The 19,615-nt window shown below is 67.1% G+C and carries 21 protein-coding genes; 4 read left to right on the forward strand and 17 right to left on the reverse strand.

Going from position 1 to position 19,615, the window contains the following annotated elements; translation table 11 throughout:
* Positions 1–212, forward strand: a 212-nt coding sequence (locus FDW83_RS19305) for a hypothetical protein (protein WP_205754688.1), incomplete at its 5' end; no start/stop codon positions are given.
* Between the two features lie 31 nt (positions 213–243).
* On the opposite strand, the gene FDW83_RS16140 is transcribed toward FDW83_RS19305, so the two are convergent.
* Complete coding sequence (locus FDW83_RS16140) at positions 244–864, reverse strand: TetR/AcrR family transcriptional regulator (protein WP_240721021.1); 621 nt, start codon at positions 862–864, stop codon at positions 244–246.
* 146 nt (positions 865–1,010) lie between these two features.
* Between FDW83_RS16140 and FDW83_RS16145 the strand changes: the two genes are divergently transcribed.
* Complete coding sequence (locus tag FDW83_RS16145; protein WP_138139106.1) at positions 1,011–1,277, forward strand: hypothetical protein; 267 nt, start codon at positions 1,011–1,013, stop codon at positions 1,275–1,277.
* A 23-nt stretch (positions 1,278–1,300) separates the two neighbouring features.
* Here the strand turns inward: FDW83_RS16145 and panC are convergent, their stop codons facing one another.
* The 15 genes from panC to dacB all read right to left on the reverse strand — a co-directional run bounded on the left by panC (position 1,301) and on the right by dacB (position 15,484).
* Positions 1,301–2,203, reverse strand: a complete 903-nt coding sequence (panC, locus tag FDW83_RS16150) for a pantoate--beta-alanine ligase (RefSeq protein ID WP_138139107.1) — start codon at positions 2,201–2,203, stop codon at positions 1,301–1,303.
* Positions 2,204–2,205: 2 nt separating this feature from the next.
* Complete coding sequence (locus FDW83_RS16155) at positions 2,206–3,099, reverse strand: Rossmann-like and DUF2520 domain-containing protein (RefSeq protein ID WP_138139108.1); 894 nt, start codon at positions 3,097–3,099, stop codon at positions 2,206–2,208.
* Positions 3,092–4,594: a PH domain-containing protein gene (locus FDW83_RS16160; protein ID WP_240721024.1), complete on the reverse strand. Its 1,503-nt coding sequence runs from the start codon at positions 4,592–4,594 to the stop codon at positions 3,092–3,094. Before FDW83_RS16160 ends, FDW83_RS16155 begins: the two co-directional genes overlap by 8 nt.
* A 182-nt stretch (positions 4,595–4,776) precedes the next feature.
* The gene (locus tag FDW83_RS16165) at positions 4,777–5,289 is read right to left on the reverse strand and encodes a PH domain-containing protein (protein ID WP_138139110.1); all 513 of its coding nucleotides are present in this window, start codon (positions 5,287–5,289) and stop codon (positions 4,777–4,779) included.
* Positions 5,270–5,815, reverse strand: a complete 546-nt coding sequence (locus tag FDW83_RS16170) for a DUF3180 domain-containing protein (protein WP_138139111.1) — start codon at positions 5,813–5,815, stop codon at positions 5,270–5,272. Before FDW83_RS16170 ends, FDW83_RS16165 begins: the two co-directional genes overlap by 20 nt.
* On the reverse strand, positions 5,812–6,357 hold the full coding sequence (gene folK / locus FDW83_RS16175) for a 2-amino-4-hydroxy-6-hydroxymethyldihydropteridine diphosphokinase (protein WP_138139112.1): 546 nt from the start codon (positions 6,355–6,357) through the stop codon (positions 5,812–5,814). Before folK ends, FDW83_RS16170 begins: the two co-directional genes overlap by 4 nt.
* Positions 6,354–6,767 (reverse strand): dihydroneopterin aldolase, encoded by a 414-nt coding sequence (gene folB, locus FDW83_RS16180; RefSeq protein ID WP_138139113.1) that lies wholly within the window; start codon positions 6,765–6,767, stop codon positions 6,354–6,356. The genes folK and folB overlap by 4 nt, the downstream gene beginning before the upstream one ends.
* Before the next feature lie 14 nt (positions 6,768–6,781).
* A complete protein-coding gene (gene folP, locus FDW83_RS16185) occupies positions 6,782–7,702 on the reverse strand; it encodes a dihydropteroate synthase (protein WP_138139114.1) in 921 nt (306 codons plus the stop codon).
* 11 nt (positions 7,703–7,713) lie between these two features.
* Positions 7,714–8,355: a GTP cyclohydrolase I FolE gene (folE, locus tag FDW83_RS16190; protein WP_138139115.1), complete on the reverse strand. Its 642-nt coding sequence runs from the start codon at positions 8,353–8,355 to the stop codon at positions 7,714–7,716.
* 9 nt (positions 8,356–8,364) lie between these two features.
* Positions 8,365–10,428 carry an ATP-dependent zinc metalloprotease FtsH gene (gene ftsH / locus FDW83_RS16195; protein ID WP_138139116.1) on the reverse strand — a complete coding sequence of 688 codons (2,064 nt, stop codon included), beginning with the start codon at positions 10,426–10,428 and terminating at the stop codon, positions 8,365–8,367.
* A gap of 192 nt (positions 10,429–10,620) precedes the next feature.
* Entirely contained in the window at positions 10,621–10,992 is a 372-nt protein-coding gene (locus tag FDW83_RS16200) for a VOC family protein (protein ID WP_138139117.1), read from the reverse strand.
* Between the two features lie 6 nt (positions 10,993–10,998).
* The gene (gene hpt / locus FDW83_RS16205) at positions 10,999–11,550 is read right to left on the reverse strand and encodes a hypoxanthine phosphoribosyltransferase (protein ID WP_138139118.1); all 552 of its coding nucleotides are present in this window, start codon (positions 11,548–11,550) and stop codon (positions 10,999–11,001) included.
* A 30-nt stretch (positions 11,551–11,580) separates the two neighbouring features.
* Positions 11,581–12,639 (reverse strand): tRNA lysidine(34) synthetase TilS, encoded by a 1,059-nt coding sequence (tilS, locus tag FDW83_RS16210; protein WP_138139176.1) that lies wholly within the window; start codon positions 12,637–12,639, stop codon positions 11,581–11,583.
* Positions 12,640–12,759: 120 nt separating this feature from the next.
* Positions 12,760–13,884 carry a zinc-dependent metalloprotease gene (locus tag FDW83_RS16215; protein ID WP_370281356.1) on the reverse strand — a complete coding sequence of 375 codons (1,125 nt, stop codon included), beginning with the start codon at positions 13,882–13,884 and terminating at the stop codon, positions 12,760–12,762.
* A gap of 91 nt (positions 13,885–13,975) precedes the next feature.
* Entirely contained in the window at positions 13,976–15,484 is a 1,509-nt protein-coding gene (dacB, locus tag FDW83_RS16220) for a D-alanyl-D-alanine carboxypeptidase/D-alanyl-D-alanine-endopeptidase (RefSeq protein ID WP_138139119.1), read from the reverse strand.
* A gap of 156 nt (positions 15,485–15,640) precedes the next feature.
* Here dacB and FDW83_RS16225 point away from each other — a divergent pair, with 156 nt between their 5' ends.
* Positions 15,641–16,129 carry an inorganic diphosphatase gene (locus tag FDW83_RS16225; RefSeq protein ID WP_138139120.1) on the forward strand — a complete coding sequence of 163 codons (489 nt, stop codon included), beginning with the start codon at positions 15,641–15,643 and terminating at the stop codon, positions 16,127–16,129.
* Positions 16,130–16,429: 300 nt separating this feature from the next.
* Here FDW83_RS16225 and FDW83_RS16230 read toward each other — a convergent pair whose 3' ends face one another.
* Entirely contained in the window at positions 16,430–18,838 is a 2,409-nt protein-coding gene (locus tag FDW83_RS16230; protein ID WP_138139121.1) for a phosphoketolase, read from the reverse strand.
* 167 nt (positions 18,839–19,005) lie between these two features.
* On the opposite strand from FDW83_RS16230, the gene FDW83_RS16235 reads away from it, so the two are divergent.
* Positions 19,006–19,605, forward strand: a complete 600-nt coding sequence (locus FDW83_RS16235; protein ID WP_138139122.1) for a hypothetical protein — start codon at positions 19,006–19,008, stop codon at positions 19,603–19,605.
* Positions 19,606–19,615: the final 10 nt, after the last annotated feature.

Below are 19,615 nucleotides of genomic sequence, written 5' to 3' on the forward strand. Positions count from 1 at the left end.
AGGAACCACCCCAATGGCCGCCGGGTGTGGTGCGGTCGCGGGGGCCTAACGGTATCCGGCCGGCACGAGCAGCAGAAAGTACTGGTGCGCCGGGAGTAGGCGGCGACGGCACCTCGGCCAAAGTGGGAGTCTCGGCACTGGAAGATGCCCTGAAACGCGCCGCTCCCACATGCGTGACCGAGGGCGCGGTCGACTACCTCTTCTGCGCATAGGCCACAGCGGGGGCCACTGCGGTAGCGAGCGCTAAGGCCGGTGATGCTCAATCAGCCAGCCTGCCATCTGCTGCGCACGCTTGTTGGCCTGCATGTCGCCCTCGGTGGCGGAAATGATGGAGCCCTTCATGAGGATGTGCCAGGACCGGGCGAACTCCTCCGGACGGGCCAGCCCGGCCTCCTCGGCAAGGGCCTGCACGTGGCCCCTGATCCGTGCCAGGTAGTCGATGCTGGCCTGGCCGAGCGGGTGGGCGGGCCCCATCTCCAGCAGGACGTTGATAAAGGAGCATGCTTCGAAGTCCTCCCGGAGGAACCAGTCCCCAAAGACATCGAAGATGGCCAGCAATTGTTGCTCGGGGGTGCTGCCGCGGCGGCGGGCCTCAGAAACGATGGCGTTAACCGTCCACTGTTTGTCCCGTTGCTCGAGGAACGCGAGAACCAGGGAATCCTTGGACGGAAAGTGGCGATAAAATGTCGCCTTCGCAACCCCGGAACGCTCAATCAGTTCATTGACCCCCACGTCGCGGACACCGCGCCGGGAGAATAGCTCGTACGCGACCGCCAGGATCTTCTCAACAGAACCCGCAGGGGTGATCGCCCCCTCCGCCTCAACTGGCAAAGGAGCCGGCGTGGGGCCTGCCTCGGGATTCATCGCCCTCTAAGTCTACTCGGGAGGGGAAAGCTCGGGACTTTGGAAAGACAGACTGGTCTGCCCCGCTGTAGGGTTGCTGTTGCGCAGTACTTTTGACGCCGCGGCGGCCGCCCCCGGTCACTTCGGGATGGTGCAAGGAGGCCCCAATGTCAGCAGAGCGGATGTTCCAGAGCGTAGCGTCCGATCCCGATCCGTGGATGGACAGCGACACGCCTGCCGAGATCCGGCAGTTCGCCCTAGAATCCCTCCGCTGGCAGGCCCAGGAAATCATCGACGAACTGCTGGTCAGCAAGGAACCAGGCGAAGAACTTTCCCGGGCAAGGCTGCGCCGCTGCGTGGCCAGGAACCCGGGCCGCCCCGAACGGGCACTCCTCGAGCAACTCACGGCCAACAGGGAACATCCCGGGCTGTAGCCCGAAAACCTGCGCATGGCCCGTCAGGAACTCAGCGGGACGTTGTCAATCAGCCGTACCGGCCCCACCTTGGCCGCGATGAGCGCAAGCGCTTCCCCCCGGAACGGGGTTTCGCGGCAGTTTTCAGCGAGTGGTTCCAGTGTGGCCGGATCAACAACATCGAAGTAGTCCAGGGCCACCAGGGGCTGGGACTCGACCAGGGCTACGGCGGAGTCCAGGTCGAGCGGTTCCCGGGCAGCAGCCCGCTCCTCCAGCAAGTGCAGCGCCCGGGACAGTACCAGCGCGGCTTCCCGCTCGTCGTCGGACAGGAAACGGTTGCGGCTGGACAATGCCAGGCCGTCGGCGGAACGGACCGTAGGTACCCCAACAATCTCTACCGGAAAGTTCAGGTCCGCCACCATACGCCGCACCAAAGCCAGCTGCTGCGCGTCCTTCTGCCCGAAATAGGCACGGTAGGCGGGAAGACCGGCCCCGGCCACGCCGGCTGCAGGCAGGCCATAATGAAGCAGCTTCGCCACCACGGTGAGGGCGCCGTCGAAATGCCCCGGGCGGGAGGCGCCTTCCCACTTCTCCCCCAGGCGCCCGGACGTGATCCGCACCAGCGGCTCGCCGCCCGGATACACCTCCTCTACAGACGGCGCGAAAGCCAGGTCCACCCCTTCGGCTTCCAGCAACGCGAGGTCGGCGTCGAGGGTGCGCGGATAGCGGTCCAGGTCCACTGCATCCCCGAACTGGAGCGGGTTGACGAAGACGGTGGCCACCACTACATCGTTCTGCCCGACAGCGGCGCGGGCCAAGGCCGCATGCCCCTCGTGGAGTGCGCCCATGGTGGGCACCAGCCCCTGGGAGGTGCCGGCCTTGGCAGTAAGGAGGCGCGCGCTCTCAGTGTGCAATTCGGCAACGGTGGTGACGAGTTTGATGGGCATCCTCAGTCCTCTTTGAGTTCCAGGGCGTTGCGCAGCCCGTCCACTTGGTCGGCTTTCAGCAGGCCGCGTCCTTCGGCGCGGACGGCTGTGGCGCGTGCCATTGCGAGGTAGGCCGCGAGCACGTCGCCATGCCCGCCGCCGTCGTACTCCCGCAATGCCTCCGCGTGCGCACGTACCGTTCCCACATCACCGCGGGCCACGGGCCCCGTCAAGGCGGACTCCCCCGAGGCCAGGGCGTTCTCCAGCGTTGCACGCAGCAGCGGGCCCAGCATGCGCTCCGGCTGCTCCACCCCCACCTCGGCCAGCAGCTGCGAGGCCTGCGCCACCAGTGTCACCAGATGGTTGGATCCGTGCGCCAGGGCGGCGTGGTACAGCGTCCGGTCCGCTTCGGCTATGGCCACGGGCTCAGCCCCCATCTCCACCACCAGGGCCTGGGCGATGGGCAGCATCGGAGCATCCGCTGTCACCCCAAAGGTGCAGTCCAGTAGCCTCGTCAGGTCAAGGCTCATCCCCGTGAACGTCATCGCAGGATGCAGCGCCAACGGGACCGCTCCGGCCGCCCGTACCGGATGCAGGACGCCCACGCCAAACCGGCCGGAGGTGTGGGCCACCAACTGGCCGGGTTGCCAGGCATCCAGCTTGGCCAGCCCCTCCACAAGCTCCGGAAGGGCGTCGTCCGGCACCGCCAGCAGCACCAGCTCGGCACGCTCCACAATGTCCTGCACGTTAAGGACGGGAACCCCGGGAAGCAGCGCTTCCGCCCGCTCACGGCTCGCGTCGGACACCGCTGACACCCCGACGACGGCGTGTTCGGCAGCGCGCAAGGCGGCACCAAGGACCGCGCCCACTTTCCCGGCGCCGATGATTCCGACGCCAAGGCGTCCGGGTTTAGCCATGCTTCGGGCCTTCCTTGGTTTGGGTTTCGACAGGCTCAACCACCGGCGGGGTTTCGGGAGGCTCGACCACCGGTTGAGGGGCTTCGACGGCTTCAGCCAGTGGCGGGGCTACCTGCCGGAGCCACTGTTCCGTTGTTTGCCGCTTCCGTGCAAGCCGGGCACGCGCCGACTGTTGATCGAACAAGGCGAGGGCCTCGTCCACCCCTGCCTGGGCAAGCCGCGGCGTGACCGGCCCCGCGGTTGTATGCAGCACCAGGTCGGCGACGCCGAAACGCCTCGCCAGCGGCCCCTGCTGGAGGGCCATGGACTGGGTGCGCTGGTGCGGCACCACCACCAACTCCCGCCACCAGCGGCCGGAACGGAGAAGCAGCGCTGTGCCGGTGGCCGTGAAGCCGTTTCTGCGCCAGCCAAGCGGCGCAAGGAACCGGGCCCGCCGCGGAGTGGTGACGTAGCCGCCGTCGGAATCAAGGCCTGCCAGCCCGGCAGTGAACACGTCGGCAGGGTGGTCGGACCCGGGATCCGGAAGCACCAGGGCGAGCATGCTCATCACGTCGTCCAGCCGTCCCACAGGCAGCAGCGTGGTCCGCGAGGTGCCCTCCCCTGCGTTGTCAACCAGGCCGTAGCCGGCCACGTTGACCTGCATCCGGTACCAGCCGAACGGGCGCCACAGCGGCGGCTGCGTAATCTTGAGCGCCTGGATCCTGCCCGGCGGCAGCGTCTGCGCCTGTGTATCCAGCAGTCCGTACCGCAGCCGGATGCCGTCGGGCGAAATGGCTGCCGTGAAGTTGTAGCCCTTGTTGAACAGGCTCCAGTAGCTGGCAGCAAGGCCCAGCGCGGCCGGGATGAGGTAGAGGTAGAAGGCGCTGCTTTCCGTCAGGACCGAAAGAACCACGGACACCACGGCGCCCAGCGCCACGAAGAAGCTCTGCTCGCTGAGCAGCAGCGATCCGACAAGGCGCGACGGCGGCACGGCAAGGACCGGAAATTCCGGCGCCTCGGGCACGGCCTCACCGGGACTCCCGGTGCCGGCGGTGACGCCTGCGGCGCGGGCGAGGATGGTGGCCCGGAGTTGCCGGGCGTCCTCAATCTTGAGGTAGGCAAGGCGCACGGCCGATTCCCCGGCGTCGGCCACCTCGAACTTGAGTTCGGCGAGGCCGAAGATCCGGGCAAGGAGGGGCTGCACGATGTCGATGGCCTGCACCCGGTCCAGCCGGGCCTGCCGCTGCTGCCGGAACAGGAGCCCGGTGTTGACCCGGACGTAGCCGCCGGACACCTGGTACTTGGTGAAGTACCAGGTCAGGACGAAGCCCAGCACAGCGATCAGGAGCACTACCCCGCCGCCGGCCAGCAGGAACGGTGCACGGCCCGCCAGCTCGTCCTGGAACACCGGCCTGCCCTGCAACGAGCGCTCGAAGATGTCGCGGCCAAAGAAGAAAGCGATGGCTGCCAAAGCCACCCAGCCCCGCACAAAGGGCGACGCCGGGTGAACACGCAGCCATTCGCCGTCGGACGCTGTACTGCCAACTGCCGGAGCCGGGCCGGGGCCGGGGCCGGGAAAGGGACCGGTGCCGGAACGCGGACCCGCGCCCCGGAGAGGTTCCGGGCCGGGAAGAGGTTCCGTGCCGCGAACCGGCTGTCCTGCCGGCGCGCCTGGTTCCGGGAACCGCCCCTCAGCGGTCACAGCCCTGCCAGCCTGGCTTCGCCCCGGGCCGCCAGCTGTTCGCGAAGCCGGGCACCTTCAGCGGCGGGCAGGCCGGGAATTTTGGCGTTGGTGCCTGGCGAGGCCGTGTGGAGCTTGAGTGTGCACAGGCCGAGTCCGCGCTCCACCGGACCCACGCCGATGTCCACGTACTGCATGCGTCCGTAAGGGACAGCCATGGTGCGCTGGAAAAAGATCCCGCCCCGGATCAGGAGGTCATCGTCGCGTTCCGCGTAACCGATGGCGCGGACCTGGCGGGGAATCAGCACCAGCCGCCAGATGGCGGCCACCAGCATGACGGCGGGGGCAGCGACGGCCAGCCACAGCGGGGGCCACACCCACCAGCCCCGGAGGACGAAGACCAGCGGCAGGCAAAGGAGGAGCACCGTGACCAGGTTCCCCACGGCCCATTCGACGAGCCGGACGGTGACGTACTTGGGTGACACCCGCTGCCAGACGATCCCCGGCGGATCAATCGCCTCGGTATGCATATTCGCCTTCCCCCGTGGCTTCGCCGCGGACAACCCGTCCCGGCTTCCCGTCCACGCCCTTGGTGTCGCCATCCTCAGGCGGGATCCTGCAGAATCTTTCAACCACCAGGCCGACCACGATCATCACCAGTCCGCCGCCCGCCATGGCAAGCGCCAACCAGGTGATGCCTTGGTCGCTGCGGAGGCTCCAAATGCGCAGCTGATCCAGGAAGATGCCCACATGCCAGCCCAGCAGCACCGTGCCGGCATACGCGCAGGCCTGGGCCAGGACCAGGGTGCGCGCGGCGAGGAGGGGGTCGAGGACCGTCTTCTTCTTGCTGCTGTCCTTGAGGCTGTTGCGCCAGCGCAGGACCCGGATGCCCAGGATGAGCGTGATCACCACGATCACGCCCATGGTGGCCAGCGCTGTTGCCGGCAGGACGGGCGTTGCCATGCTGTACCTGCTGGTCACCACAGTGGCGGCCCAGCCCGCAACGGCCAGGATGATGCCGATCAGGAGGAGGCGCAGCGGGTTGATCGGTTTCACCGCTCCTCCACCGCCCCTGCCGTGGGCAGGCCGTCGAAGTCGCCAAAACCGTCGAAAGGTGCAAGATCGTCGATGTCTGCTGCCCGGGCCGCCAGGACACTGATGCGTTCACCTTCGAGGACCGCGGCAGGTTCGATCAGCGACCACGGGTACAGGACAAAGGCGCGGCTGGCAGCCCGGGGGTGGGGAAGGGTGAGCTGGGGATCGTCGCTGCGGACGTCGCCGTAGGTGATGATGTCGACGTCGAGCGTCCGCGGTCCCCAGCGCACCTCACGGACGCGGTGGTGCTTGTTTTCCACCGCCTGGCAGTGCGCCAGCAGTTCCAGCGGCGAAAGGCTGGTTTCCACCGTGATGACCATGTTCAGGAAATCGGGCTGGTTGGGCGGGCCGCCCACGGCCTTGGTCTGGACGATCGGCGACACGTCGAGGAGCCGCACTTCCGGCGGGTCCACCAGGTCCGCCACCGCTTCAGACAACGTGTCGTTCCGCGCCCCAAGGTTGCTGCCAAGGGCGAGGACGGCCTTGGCATAGACGGCGTTCACGCAGTGTCCCCTTCGACAGGCCTGTCCCGGTGGACCGTCTTCTCCCGGAGGACGGGCTTTTCCCGGTGGACGGTGACCGCCACGTCCCCGAAGGGAACCTCGATGGGGGCCTGCGGCTTGTGGACGGTGATGTCTACGGCCTGGAGCCGGAATTCGTCCAGCAGGCTCTCGGCGATCCGTACGGCCAGGGCCTCGATCAGGTTCAGGGGCTGCCCGGAAATCAATTCGGTAATACGCTGCGCCACCTCACCGTAATGGGCAGTATCGCGGACGTCGTCGGACTCCGCCGCTGCGGCGAAGTCCAGGTAAAGCACTGCGTCCACAACAAAGGGCTGCCCGTCGCGGCGTTCAAAATCAAAGACGCCGTGATGGCCTACGGCGGTCACACCGGTCAGCGTAATCCTGTCCATGGGTCCCCCGGCCCTTACGTGGTTGGAGACGCTGCCGCCATGCGGGCGGCAACCTTGACGGCGTCCAGGCTGGGGCCGACGTCGTGCACGCGGACCGCCCAGGCGCCGCGGTAGGCGCTGATGGCTGTGATCGCGGCGGTGGCGGCGTCGCGTTCCTCAGGCGAAGCGGACTTGCCGGCGACGGTGAGCAGCGTGCCCAGGAACCGCTTGCGGGAAGCGCCCACCAGGACCTTGTGGCCCAGGCTGTCCAGCTGGTCCAGGTTCTGCAAGAGCTCCCAGTTATGGGCGTCGTTCTTGGCAAAGCCCAGGCCCGGGTCGATGATGATCTGTTCCGGGCCGACGCCCGCGGCGTACAGCTTGTCCCGCACCCCGGCGAGCTCGGTCACAACCTCACCGGCCACGTCCGTGTATTCCGCCAGCGAGTTCATGGTGCGGGCATCGCCGCGGCGGTGGGTGAGGATGTAGGGGACCCTGGACACGGCCACGAGCTCAGCCATCTCGGGCTCGATGCTGAGGCCCGAGATGTCGTTGATGATGGCGGCGCCGGCCTTGATGGCAGCAGCCGCCGTGGAGGCGTGGGTGGTATCGATGCTCACCAGCGCCCCGGCCTTCACCAGGGACTCAATGACCGGGAGGACACGGCGCTGTTCCTCCTCCGGACTGACGTCCTCGGCGCCGGGCCGGGTGGATTCGCCGCCGACGTCGATGATGTCCGCGCCGGCATAGAACATCCTCAGGCCGGCGGCAATGGCAGTGTCCGTGCTGGCGTGCTTGCCGCCGTCGCTGAAGGAGTCCGGGGTGACGTTCAGGATTCCCATGACCAGGGTGCGGCCGGTGGGCAGGTCTTCGAAGCGCGCCGCCGGGCGCGGTTTGCGCAGGATGGGCAGCGGCGAGGTTGCGGGCCCGGTTCCCGGGGCTGCAGCTAGTGAGTCCATGGTCTGTGTGGTTACCTTCCGAGGATGAGGCTCATGGCTTCGGCACGGGTTGCCGGGTCATGAAGCTGCCCGCGGACCGCACTGGTGACGGTCTTCGCTCCGGGCTTGCGGATACCGCGCATTGACATGCACATGTGCTCGCATTCAACAACAACGATGGCGCCACGGGGGTTGAGGTGGCGGACCAGCGCTTCGACTATCTCAGTGGTGAGCCGCTCCTGCACCTGGGGGCGGCGGGCGTAGATATCCACCAGCCGGGCCAGCTTGCTCAGCCCGGTGACTTTTCCGTCATGCGAGGGGATGTACCCCACGTGGGCCGTCCCGTGGAACGGCACCAGGTGGTGCTCGCACGTGGAATAGAAGGGGATGTCCTTGACCAGGACCAGTTCCTCATGCTCGAGGTCGAAGGTGGTGGACAGGACGTCCGCCGGATCATGGTGCAGCCCGGCAAACATCTCGGCATAGGCTTTGGCCACCCGCTTGGGGGTGTCAACCAGGCCGCCGCGGTCCGGGTCCTCGCCGATGGCCAGGAGGATCTCGCGGACGGCCGCTTCGATTCTTGGCCGGTCCACTTTATGGTGCTTTGCATGGGAGGAACCGTCCTCCGCCAAGGATCCGGCGGAGGCGGGAACGTCGTCGTCGATGGAAGTCACGAAGAAAGCTTAGCCGCGAAGGGTGTCAGGCCCCGATTCCGGGACGCCTCCCTGAAACGGAGCGTCTTCCGGAACGCCCTGCGGGTGCGGCGGCTGGGCGTCCAGCGGCTCGTCGAGGCGCGCCCTGGTGGCCTCCTCCTGCGCTTCGCGCTCTGCCCGTTCGCGGGGCGTCTCCACCGGGCCCGCCATCTGCACGGGGCGGGTTTCCTTGGACAGCCACACTTCGCGGAAGTCGCGCTTGCGGACGTCGCGGAAGATGTCGGCGATCTCGGCCTGGTTCAGGGTTTCGCGCTCGAGCAGCTCAAGGGCAAGGCGGTCCAGGACGTCGCGGTTCTCGGTGAGGATGGCGTAGGCCTCGTCATGGGCCTGGTCGATCAGGCGGCGCACTTCCTCATCCACCACGTACGCGATCTGGTCCGAGTAATTGCGCTCGTGGCCTGCGTCGCGGCCCAGGAACGGCTCGCCGCCGCCCTGTCCCAGCCGGACAGCGCCCACGCGCTCACTCATGCCGTATTCGGTGACCATCTTGCGTGCGGTGCCGGTGGCCTTTTCGATGTCATTCGAGGCGCCGGTGGAGGGATCGTGGAACACAATCTCTTCGGCCACGCGACCACCCATGGCGTACGCCATCTGGTCCAGGAGCTCATTGCGGGTCACGGAGTACTTGTCGTTCTCCGGCACCACCATGGTGTAGCCCAGGGCGCGGCCGCGGGGAAGGATGGTGATCTTGGTGACCGGCGCGGAGTTCCGCAGGGCGGCCGCCACCAGGGCGTGGCCGCCCTCGTGGTACGCGGTGATCTTGCGTTCGTGTTCCTTCATGACCCGGCTGCGCTTCTGCGGGCCGGCCATGACGCGGTCAATGGCCTCGTCCAGGGCGCGGTCATCAATCAGGTTGGCGTTGGAGCGTGCGGTGAGCAGCGCGGCCTCGTTGAGCACGTTGGCCAAATCCGCGCCGGTGTAGCCGGGGGTCTTCTTTGCCACGGCCTTGAGGTCCACGCCGGGAGCCATCGGCTTGCCCTTGGCGTGCACCTGCAGGATCTGGTCGCGGCCGATCAGGTCCGGTGCCTCGACGCCAATCTGGCGGTCAAAGCGGCCCGGGCGAAGCAGAGCGGGGTCCAGCACGTCCGGCCGGTTGGTTGCCGCAATCAGGATGACGTTGGTCTTGACGTCGAAGCCGTCCATTTCAACCAGCAGCTGGTTGAGGGTCTGCTCGCGTTCATCGTTGCCGCCACCGATGCCGGCGCCGCGGTGGCGGCCGACGGCGTCGATTTCGTCCACGAAGATGATGGCCGGGGAGTTTGCCTTGGCTTGTTCGAACAGGTCGCGGACGCGGGAGGCACCCACACCGACGAACATCTCCACGAAGTCCGAACCGGAGATGGAGAAGAACGGGACGCCCGCTTCACCTGCAACGGCACGGGCAAGGAGGGTCTTACCGGTACCCGGAGGGCCGTACAGCAGTACACCCTTGGGGATCTTGGCGCCTACGGCCTGGAACTTGGTGGGTTCCTGCAGGAATTCCTTAATTTCCTGCAGTTCCTCCACGGCCTCGTCCGAGCCGGCGACGTCGGCGAAGGTCACCTGAGGCATGTCCTTGCTGACCATCTTGGCCTTGGACTTGCCAAACTGCATGATCTTTGAGCCGCCGCCCTGCATGCGGGTCATCAGGAACCAGAAGAGGGCGCCGAGCAGGATGACGGGAATCAGGAGGGACAGCAGGCCGGAGAACCAGTTGCTTTCGATTGGCTGGTCCGTGTACCCCTGCGTCGGGTTGGAGTCGGTGACAGCCTTGACCACGTCCTGCGCGCGGGCGTCCACGAAGAAGAACTGCACACTCTTGCCCTTGTCCTGGCCGTCCAGGTTCAGGTTTTCCTTCAGGGTGAGGTCAACGCGATTCTCGCCATCGAAGATCTTCGCCTGCTCCACCTGGTTGTCGGCCAGCAGTTCAAGGCCCTTGTCGGTGTCGATCCGTGCCGCACCGCCGGGAGCCAGCGTTGCAAAAGCCACAAGGAGCAGACCGACCACAACGACGATCCAGATGCCCGGGCCTTTGAAAAAGTTCTTAGCTTTCATCTGTTCGGGGGCTGGCCCCGTCCCTTCTGGTAGTGCTTCACGGCGAGTAGTTGCGCGCGTGATGGTGCTGCGTCAATTTCTAGCTATACACCGTCCGGAGTAGATCACGCATGGTGAAAAGCAAAAGTTCCCTGTGGGCGTAGCCAGCCCAGGTACCCACGTTCCGGCCGGAGTAAGCGCCGCGGGCCGGAGTCAGACGTGCTGGTCCAGGTAAACGGGGTTGCCGTCCGGGTCGATCACGATGCAGCTGGCGGGTCCGGCCGTTGCCGCATCAGCCTCCGTGGCGAACGGCACGCCCTGCGCCTTGAGTTGTTTCTGCAGCTCACGGACGTCGGTGAACGAGTCCAGGGGCTCGGCGTCCTGGTTCCAGCCGGGGTTGAAGATCAGCACGTTCTTCTCGAGCATGTCCTTGAACAGCCCGACGTTCGCGTCCCCGTTTTTCATGATCACCCAGTTTTGGGCGGGGTCCCCTGCGTACTGCGTGAACCCGAGCTTTCCGTAAAACTCCATGGACGCTGCAAGGTCCTGCACGGCGAGGCCTACGGAGAATGCGCCGAGCTGCATTGGGGGCTACTCGTAGACGTGCGGGGCCAGGGTGCCCACGAAGTCGAGGTTGCGGTACTTTTCGGCGTAGTCCAGGCCGTAGCCCACCACGAACTCGTTGGGGATGTCGAAGCCCACGTACTTGACGTCGATCTCTACCTTGGCGGCAGTGGGTTTGCGGAACGCGGTGCAGATTTCCACCGACGCGGTGCCGCGGGATTCCAGGTTGGTCTTGAGCCAGGACAGCGTCAGGCCGGAATCGATGATGTCCTCGACGATCAGCACATCCTTGCCCATGAGGTCGGTGTCGAGGTCCTTGAGGATGCGTACCACGCCGGAGGACTGGGTGCCCGATCCGTACGAGGACACCGCCATCCAGTCCATGGAGATGTGGCTGTGCAGTGCACGCGCGAGGTCCGCCATGACCATCACGGCACCCTTGAGGACGCCCACAATGAGGATTTCGCGGCCCTCGTAGTCCCTGTCGATTTCCGCAGCGAGTTCGGTAATCCGCTGTTGAATCTGTTCCTTGGTGTAGAGAACGTGCTTGAGGTCTGCCTGGACGTCGTTTGAATCCACCAATGGCTCCTGTGTAATTACGTGGTGCGACTATTTTGCGGGCTTTTTTGAAGGCCGGAACACTAGCTTCCCACAGCGCGGCCCTCCGCGGGGAACGGAATCCAGGCTGTCCGGGGTTCCCGGAGCCAAGGGGCCTTCCGCGCCTTCAAGCTGGGCGAGCGACAGCCGGTACACGCTCACCCCGCCGGGCAGTTCCACCGGCCCCGCCGACCCCTGCCGGCGCAGCAGCGCTTCCGCGGCCAGAAGGCGCTGGTAGCTTGGCTGCTGGCCTCCGACGGCGGCCGCTGCCTTGGCGATCACGCGGAACCTGATGGCGGGGGCGAGGGTGCGCAACGCTTCCTCGGGAAGCGCCGCCCCGCGTCCGTCCCGCTCAACCAGAGACGCATAGGTGCTTTCGGCGACATCCTCGAGGTAGTCGGCGTCCAGCTGCAGGATGGACGCCGTGCGGGCGAGCGACTCGGCCACACCGGGGCCCAGTTTTTCCTCCAGGTGCGGCAGGACCTCCACCCGGGTGCGCGAGCGGGCGAATGCCGGATCGCTGTTGGTGGGGTCGTGCCAGGGCTCCAGCTCCTCCACGGCGCAGATTTCTTCCGTGTCAGCCCTGCGGAGCTCCAGGAATGGCCGCAGCAGGATGCCGCGGGCCGGGCGCATCCCCGCCAGTGAACGGGTTCCTGAGCCGCGGGCCAGGCCGAGCAGGACCTGTTCGGCCTGGTCATCCAGTGTGTGTCCCAGCAGGATGGCGTCCGCGCCCTGACTGGCCGCGGCTGCTTCGAGGGCCTGGTGCCGGGCTTCCCGGGCTGCCGCTTCCGGCCCCATGCCGGCGCCTGCCACTTTCACGGTCCGGACTTCCACGGGCTCGAGCCCCAGTTCCTTGAGCACCTCCGCGGTGTCCGCGGCGATGCGGCCGGAGCCCGGCTGCAGTTGATGGTCAACCACCACGGCGCCAACTGTGACGGGATGGCCGTCAACATGGCCACGCCGGGCAAAGTAGGCAGCGACGGCGGCGAGCGCCAGGGAGTCCGGCCCGCCGCTGCAGGCAACCAGGACATGCCGCGGATAACCTGCCCGGGCCAGGGCGTCCGCGAGCATTTTGCGCGCGGCGCCGACGACGGGCGCCAGCCTGCCGGGCCGTCGTCGTCCGCTGCGCATCCCGGACGTATTGTCCGGTTCCTCCGGCGAGGGGACGCCGGAGACAGGGACGTGCGGCAACTACAGCCCCATCCGCTCAAGCCACAGCTTGGCGTCGTGGATTTCGGGTTCTGTAGGCAGGTGGTCGGCCGACTCCCAGACCCGGTTAAAGCCGTCCATCCCGGCCACGTCCACCACGGCGCGGACAAACCGGGCACCGTCGGAGTACTGGCGCATCTTGGCGTCGAGGCCAAGGAGGTTGCGGATGAACTTTTCGATCACGCCGCGGTCCTTGCCACGGTCGTTGAAGCGTTGCCGGATGGTCTTTACGGACGGGACAATGCTGGCGTCGACGGCGTCCATCACCACGTTCGCGTGGCCCTCGAGCAGGCTCATCACCGCGGTGAGGTGCGAGATGGCTGCCTTTTCCTCCGGATCCTGCAGCAGGTCCAGGATGGCGCCGCGGCCCGGCGTGTTGCCTGGGGCGGTGCGGTCCTTGAGCGAGCGGGCGGCAGCCGTGGCCCGTTCCATCAGCGAATCGACGTTGCCCAGCAGGTGGACGCTGAGTTCATCGATCTGCTGCAGCATGTGGTGGCGCAGCCAGGGCGCGGCGGCGAACTGCACCCGGTGGGTCTGCTCGTGCAGGCACACCCACAGCCTGAAATCCTCCGGGGTGACGTTCAGCTCGCGTTCGACGGACACGATGTTCGGCGCCACCAGCAGGAGCCTGCCCGCTGCCGGGGCATTGGAGCCTTCCGCCAGTGCGGCGAACGGATCGTACTGGCCCAGGACCTTGCTGGACAGGAACGCGAGGACGGCGCCCAGCTGGCTGCCGGTGATGGCGCCGCTGACGCTTGCTGCGGCGGGGCTCAGGGAGCCGCGGCGGTTCTCGAGCATTTTCTGCATGGCGGGCTTGAGCATCACGGCAAAGCTCTGGGTGTTGGCCTTAGCCCAGGATGACCGGTCAACCACCAGCACCGTGGAGTCACGGAGGTCCCTGGCTGCTTCGAGCCCCGTGATCTCGTGGACGTGCGGCACGGAAGCGTCCGCGAGCCGGCGGAGGCTGTCAACGGCTTCACCGATGGCGGCCGGCTCGAGGACCGGTCCGGCGGGAGCCAGCCGGGCCGCAGCCGAGGCGGCAAGGTCCCAGTTGATCAGGGACTGGGCAGTGGCGGACTGGGCTGCAGCGGACTCCATAGCACCCATCAGAACACAGCAGCCCGGGGATCGTCCTTAAGTTCGCTGACCGGCGAACCAGCGGGCGCGTGCTGCCCGCCGGTACTCCTGGCCGGTAGTCCTAGCGGCAGCCGCAGCCGGCGAGGGCCGTCGCTGCCCGGTCCAGAGCCGTCCGGTTGCCGGCCGCGCCCGGGGTGAGCCCGTTGCCGATGAACGAGAACACCAGCAGCCTGCCGTCCGCGTCCACCACGTATCCGCTCAGGGCCAGCACCGTGTTCAGCGTTCCCGTCTTGGCCCGCACCAGCCCGGCACCTGCCGCCGTGGACTCGTCCCCGTACCGCGCGTCCAGGGTGCCGGTCAGGCCGGCCACCGGGAACCCGTCCAACGCCTTGCGGAGCGCAGGGTCGGGTCCTGACGTGATGGCCCGCATCACCTCCACGAACTGGCTCGCGGAGACCTGGTTGCCCATGGCCAGGCCGCAGACATCAACAACGGTCATGGGGTCTGCCGGGATGCCAGCTTCCTTGAGCTGGTCGCGCACGGTTGCAGTGGCGCCGTCATTGCTGCCCGGCCCGCCTGCCGCCACGGCAGCCATCCGGCCAAGCGCTTCCGCCAGGTAGTTGTCCGAGACCTGCAGCATCAGGTTCACCTGTTCGGCCACCGTAGCCGATTCCACCTCCGCCAGGACTGCCTGGTGCGCGTAGTCTTCCGCCCGCGCCGACCCTGGTGCGCGTTCGATGCCGGCCACAACGGTGAGTCCCGCGGCCGCACCGGCCGTCCGGAGCCGGGCGGCGAATTCCTCCGCCGCCGTCATTGCCGCATCCTGCGGGCGCGGCCCAGTGGCGACGGCGGGGTTGAAGCGTGCCGAATTCATTGCGAGCGGGAACAGCGGCGCCACCTCGCCGGCGGCAACGTCGCCTTCCTGCCAGGCCGGGTTGAGGGGCGGCCCGGAGAAGAGTGAGTCATCTAGCAGCACCTTGAGTTCCCCGGTGGCGCCGCTTGCCTGCAGTGCCTCGACTGTCCGGGATGCCAGGGTGGCCAGTCCGGCCTGGCCCATCACCTGGCCGTCCGCGGACTCGCCGGCTCCCAGCAGGACGTCCCCGCCACCTACCAGGACCACCTGCCCGGGGGCCGGTCCCGCTGCGACCCGGGTGCGGAAGCGGTGGTCAGGGCCGAGTGAGCGCAAGGCAGCGACGGCGGTCAGCAGTTTGAGGTTCGACGCCGGAACGCGGCCTTCCGCGCCGCCCCGGTCGTAGAGGACCTGGCCCGTGAGCGCATCCTGGACCATGCCGGTGAACGTACCGCCGCCGTCGGCCTTCAACACCGGGTCCACTTGTGCGGTGACCGATTCCCGGGACGGAACCACCGCGGAGGGGTCCAAGGCACTAAGCCCTTGCCGCCCGGAGAGCGAAGCCGGTGCCTGCTGCCATGCGGGAACCGGCGGCGCCTGGGACGGTGGTTCGGGCCCGATGAAGCCGGGGGCAACGAGCAGAGCCGCAGGGAGCAGGAGGACAACCAGGAGGGCGGTCAGCAGGGCATGCGGCCAGGTCCGGTGCAACCCTGCCTGACCAGTGGCTACAGCCCGGCGGAGTCGGTGGGGCAACGGGTCCGTGCCGATTGTTTTGGTCATGCTGGTGCTGGTCCTCAAGTCCTGAAATATCCCCACAAGTTCCTGATTCCAGGGCCTCTCGCTATATTCTCAATAGTAGTCGGCGGCACGGACACTCCTTTGTGTGGGGCCCGTCATGTGTGCCGCGCACCCCCTGCAATTGCCGAGGAGCATTCCATGAAGCACGACGTGACCATCGAGATTCCCAAGGGATCGCGCGTCAAGTACGAAGTTGACCACGAGACCGGCCGCGTCCGCCTGGACCGCGTCCTCTTCACCGCCATGCAGTACCCCACCCACTACGGGTACTTCGAAAACACCCTGGGCGAGGACGGCGACCCGCTGGACGCACTGGTGCTCCTGCAGGACTTCGACCTGCACCCCGGCGTCATCGTCGAGTCCCGCCCCATCGGCGTCTTCAACATGACCGATGACGGCGGCGGGGACGCAAAGGTCCTCTGCGTGCCGGCCGATCCCCGCTTCGACCACATCCAGGAAGTCAGCGACGTCAATGACTTCCTGATTAAGGAAATCGAGCACTTCTTCACCCGCTACAAGGACCTCGAGCCTGGCAAGTGGGTCAAGGCCGAGGGCTGGGCGGACCGTGCCGCCGCCGAAGCCGAACTGGAAGCGTCCATCAAGCGCTACGTGCCCACCGGCCACTGACTCCCCACTCCCCCATCTCTGACGACGGCGGGTGGCCGGCTTCCGAAAGCCGGCCACCCGCCGTCGTGGCTTGAGCAGATGCAGCCCTTTGGATAGCCGTCCACCATGATTTCCTGGCGCCGGATGCAGGCGTTGTGGCCAGCGTCCCCGACAATCAGGAGTTTGGCGCCCGGCACGGTGCCGGCCTCGTGTTCGGCGCCGCGGCGGACGCCCGGCGATAGTGACAGAGTTTTTGTCCAGATATGCAGACTTAAGTGGCCGGAGGTCTGCATATCTGGACAAAAACTCCGGGGTGGGAGACTAGCGCAGCTGCCAGTTCCGGATGTCGTCAGGGTCCTCGCCCTGCGTCCGCGTATGTTCAAAGGCCCGCATCCGCCGGTCCTGCAGGTCCTGGCGCAGGAGGGCGTGCTTTTCCGCCAGCCCTGGCACGCGGTCGATGGCGTCGATCGCCAGCTGGAACCTGTCGATGCCATTGAGCATGGCCATGTCGAACGGCGTGGTGGTGGTGCCCTCCTCCTTGTAGCCGCGCACGTGCAGGCCGTCCTGGTTGGTGCGCCGGTAGGCAAGCCGGTGAATCAGCGACGGGTAGCCGTGGTAGGCGAAGATGATCGGCTTGTCCTGGGTGAAAATCCCGTCGAAGTCGCGTGCGGGGAGCCCATGCGGGTGCTCGCTTTCGTCCTGCAGCCGCATCAGGTCCACCACGTTGACCACCCGGACTTTCAGCCCCGGCGCGCCTTCCCGCAGCAGTTCCGCCGCAGCCACGGTTTCCACCGTGGGGACGTCGCCGGCGCAGGCAAGCACGACGTCGGGCTCCTCACCGGGGACCTCCGATCCGGCAAAGTTCCAGATGCCCAACCCGCGGCGGCAGTGGTTCGCTGCGTCGGCCGGGCCCAGCCAGGTGGGCGAGGGCTGCTTGCCGCTGACCACGATGTTGACGTAGTCAGTGGATTCCAGGCAGTGCTCCATGACGGACAGCAGGGTGTTCGCATCCGGCGGCAGGTACACCCGGATGACCTCCGCCTTTTTGTTCACCGCATGGTCGATGAAGCCGGGATCCTGGTGCGAGAACCCGTTATGGTCCTGCTGCCACACGTGCGAGGACAGAATGTAGTTCAGCGACGCAACGGGCTGGCGCCAAGGAAGCTTGCGGTGCACCTTGAGCCACTTCGCGTGCTGGTTGAACATGGAATCGACAATGTGGATGAACGCCTCGTAGCAGCTGACCACGCCGTGCCGCCCGGTCAGCAGGTACCCCTCCAGCCAGCCCTGGCACAGGTGCTCGCTGAGCACCTCCATCACCCGGCCGGACCGCGCGAGGTGCTCGTCGGCGTCGTCAATCCGGTACTGCCACACCTTGTCCGTGACCTCGTAGACGTTCTGCAGCCGGTTGGACGCGGTCTCATCGGGGCCGAAGAGCCGGAAGTTCTCCATGTTCAGCGCGACCACGTCCCGCATCCACGAGCCGAGCGTGGTCATGGGGCTGACACGCTCGGTCCCAGGGTTGGAAACCTCGACGGCGTGGTCCCGGTAGGCGGGCAGCTTCAGGGCCCGCCGCAGCACGCCGCCGTTGGCGTGCGGGGTGGCGCTCATCCGGAAGTCCCCAGTTGGGGCGACTTCGGCGACGTCGGGCCTGAGCCGGCCGTCACCGTCGAACAGTTCCTCCGGACGGTAGGACCGCAGCCATTCCTCCAGCTGCCTCAGGTGCTCCCCGTTGGTGCGGACCCCGGGCAGCGGGACCTGGTGGCTGCGCCAGGTCCCCTCCACCTGCAGGCCGTCCACGGTACGGGGGCCGGTCCAGCCCTTCGGTGAGCGCAGCACGATCATCGGCCAGAGCGGCGCGTCCCGTTCCCCCTCAGTGGTCCCGGCGGGCGCCCGGTGCCCGTCCTGGATGGCGCGGATGTCCGCCAGGCAGCGGTCCAGCGCCTCGGCGAAGTCCCGGTGCGCCTTTTCCGTAGCGTCCGGATCGTCAACGGTGACGAAGTAGGGCTCGTGGCCGTAGCCGCGCAGCAGTTGCTCCAGCTGAGCCTCGGGCATGCGTGCCAGGACGGTCGGGTTGGCGATCTTGTAGCCGTTCAGATGCAGGATGGGCAGCACGGCGCCGTCGGTGGCCGGGTCCAGGAAGTTGTGGGAGTGCCAGCTTGCGGCCAGCGGCCCGGTTTCCGCCTCGCCGTCACCGATTACGACGGCGGTCACCAGCTGCGGGTTGTCGAACACCGAGCCGTAGGCGTGGGCCAGTGAGTACCCGAGTTCCCCGCCCTCGTTGATGGAGCCGGGGCTTTCCGGCGCGGCGTGGCTGGGAATGCCGCCGGGGTAGGAGAACTGGCGGAAAAGCTCGGCCATCCCGTCGGCATCGTTCCCCACGTGGGCGTAAATTTCCGAGTAGGTGCCTTCCAGCCAAGCGTTGGCGACGACGGCGGGACCGCCATGGCCGGGTCCTGCAACAAAGAGCATCTCGGCGGAGTCGCGGCGGATGACGCGGTTCAGGTGGGCGTAGACGAAGTTCAACCCGGGGGTTGTTCCCCAGTGGCCCAGCAGCCGGGATTTGGTGTGCTCCGGCTGAAGCGGCTCACGCAGAAGCGGGTTGGAGCGGAGGTAGATCTGGCCCACTGAGAGGTAGTTGGCGGCCCGCCACCAGCGGTCCACAAGGTCGAGTTCCTCCTGCGGTGTCCCTTCCTGCGCTGTTTCTTCCTGCCCAATGCTGCCGGCCATAACCATCCTCACGTCGGGGACGCCGCCTCTTGGCGGCCGTCCCTCCATCGCAACAGATAGGCCGGGCGCAGGCAACCACCGGGACAGTCCACTTCACGGAAATGTGTGCTGGCCAGCCGTAACATCCCGGTTCCGGGTTTCCTACTTCCGGGTAGTGTGTACCCAGAATGTTCACGCTGACCATCAACCAGACGGACAGCCGGCGCGACGGTGACCGGGTTCCGCAGCTGCTCAAGGACCTGCGGCACATTCCCGCGCGCCTGGACTTCGACCGCTCCGTCGAGGATGAAGTGCAGGGGATCGTGGACGTTCCGCACCAGGCCGTGGACGCGGCACTGATCGCGCTCCGCAGCGGCTACTGGTACGTGGGAATTGGCGTTGGCCCGGTGAACGAGCCGCTGCCCAACCAGATCAAGGACGCCTCCGGACATGGGCTTGTGTATGCGCGGCGGGCCGTGGACCGGCTCCGCAGCAGCAAGGACAGGGTGCCCGTGGCCGTTGAAGGTCCGCTTGCGGACGTGGCCCAGGAGGCCGAGGCGGTACTCAGGCTTCTCGGCCACATTGTCCGCGACCGCTCCGGCGCGGAGTGGCGCGTCCTCGACCTGCTGACCCCCGGGGTGCGCGGGCAGCAGAAGGCCGTGGCCCAGGAGATCGGAATCACCACGCAGGCCGTCAGCAAGGCAGTAGCCCGGGCGCAGTGGAACGAGGAACATGCCGCGCGGCCAGCGGCGGCCCGGCTGCTGGCGCTGGTCCTCGAGGCGCGCTGACCGGCTAAGC

This window comes from Pseudarthrobacter sp. NamE2 (assembly GCF_005796205.1).
In the GTDB taxonomy this organism is placed as follows: domain Bacteria; phylum Actinomycetota; class Actinomycetes; order Actinomycetales; family Micrococcaceae; genus Arthrobacter.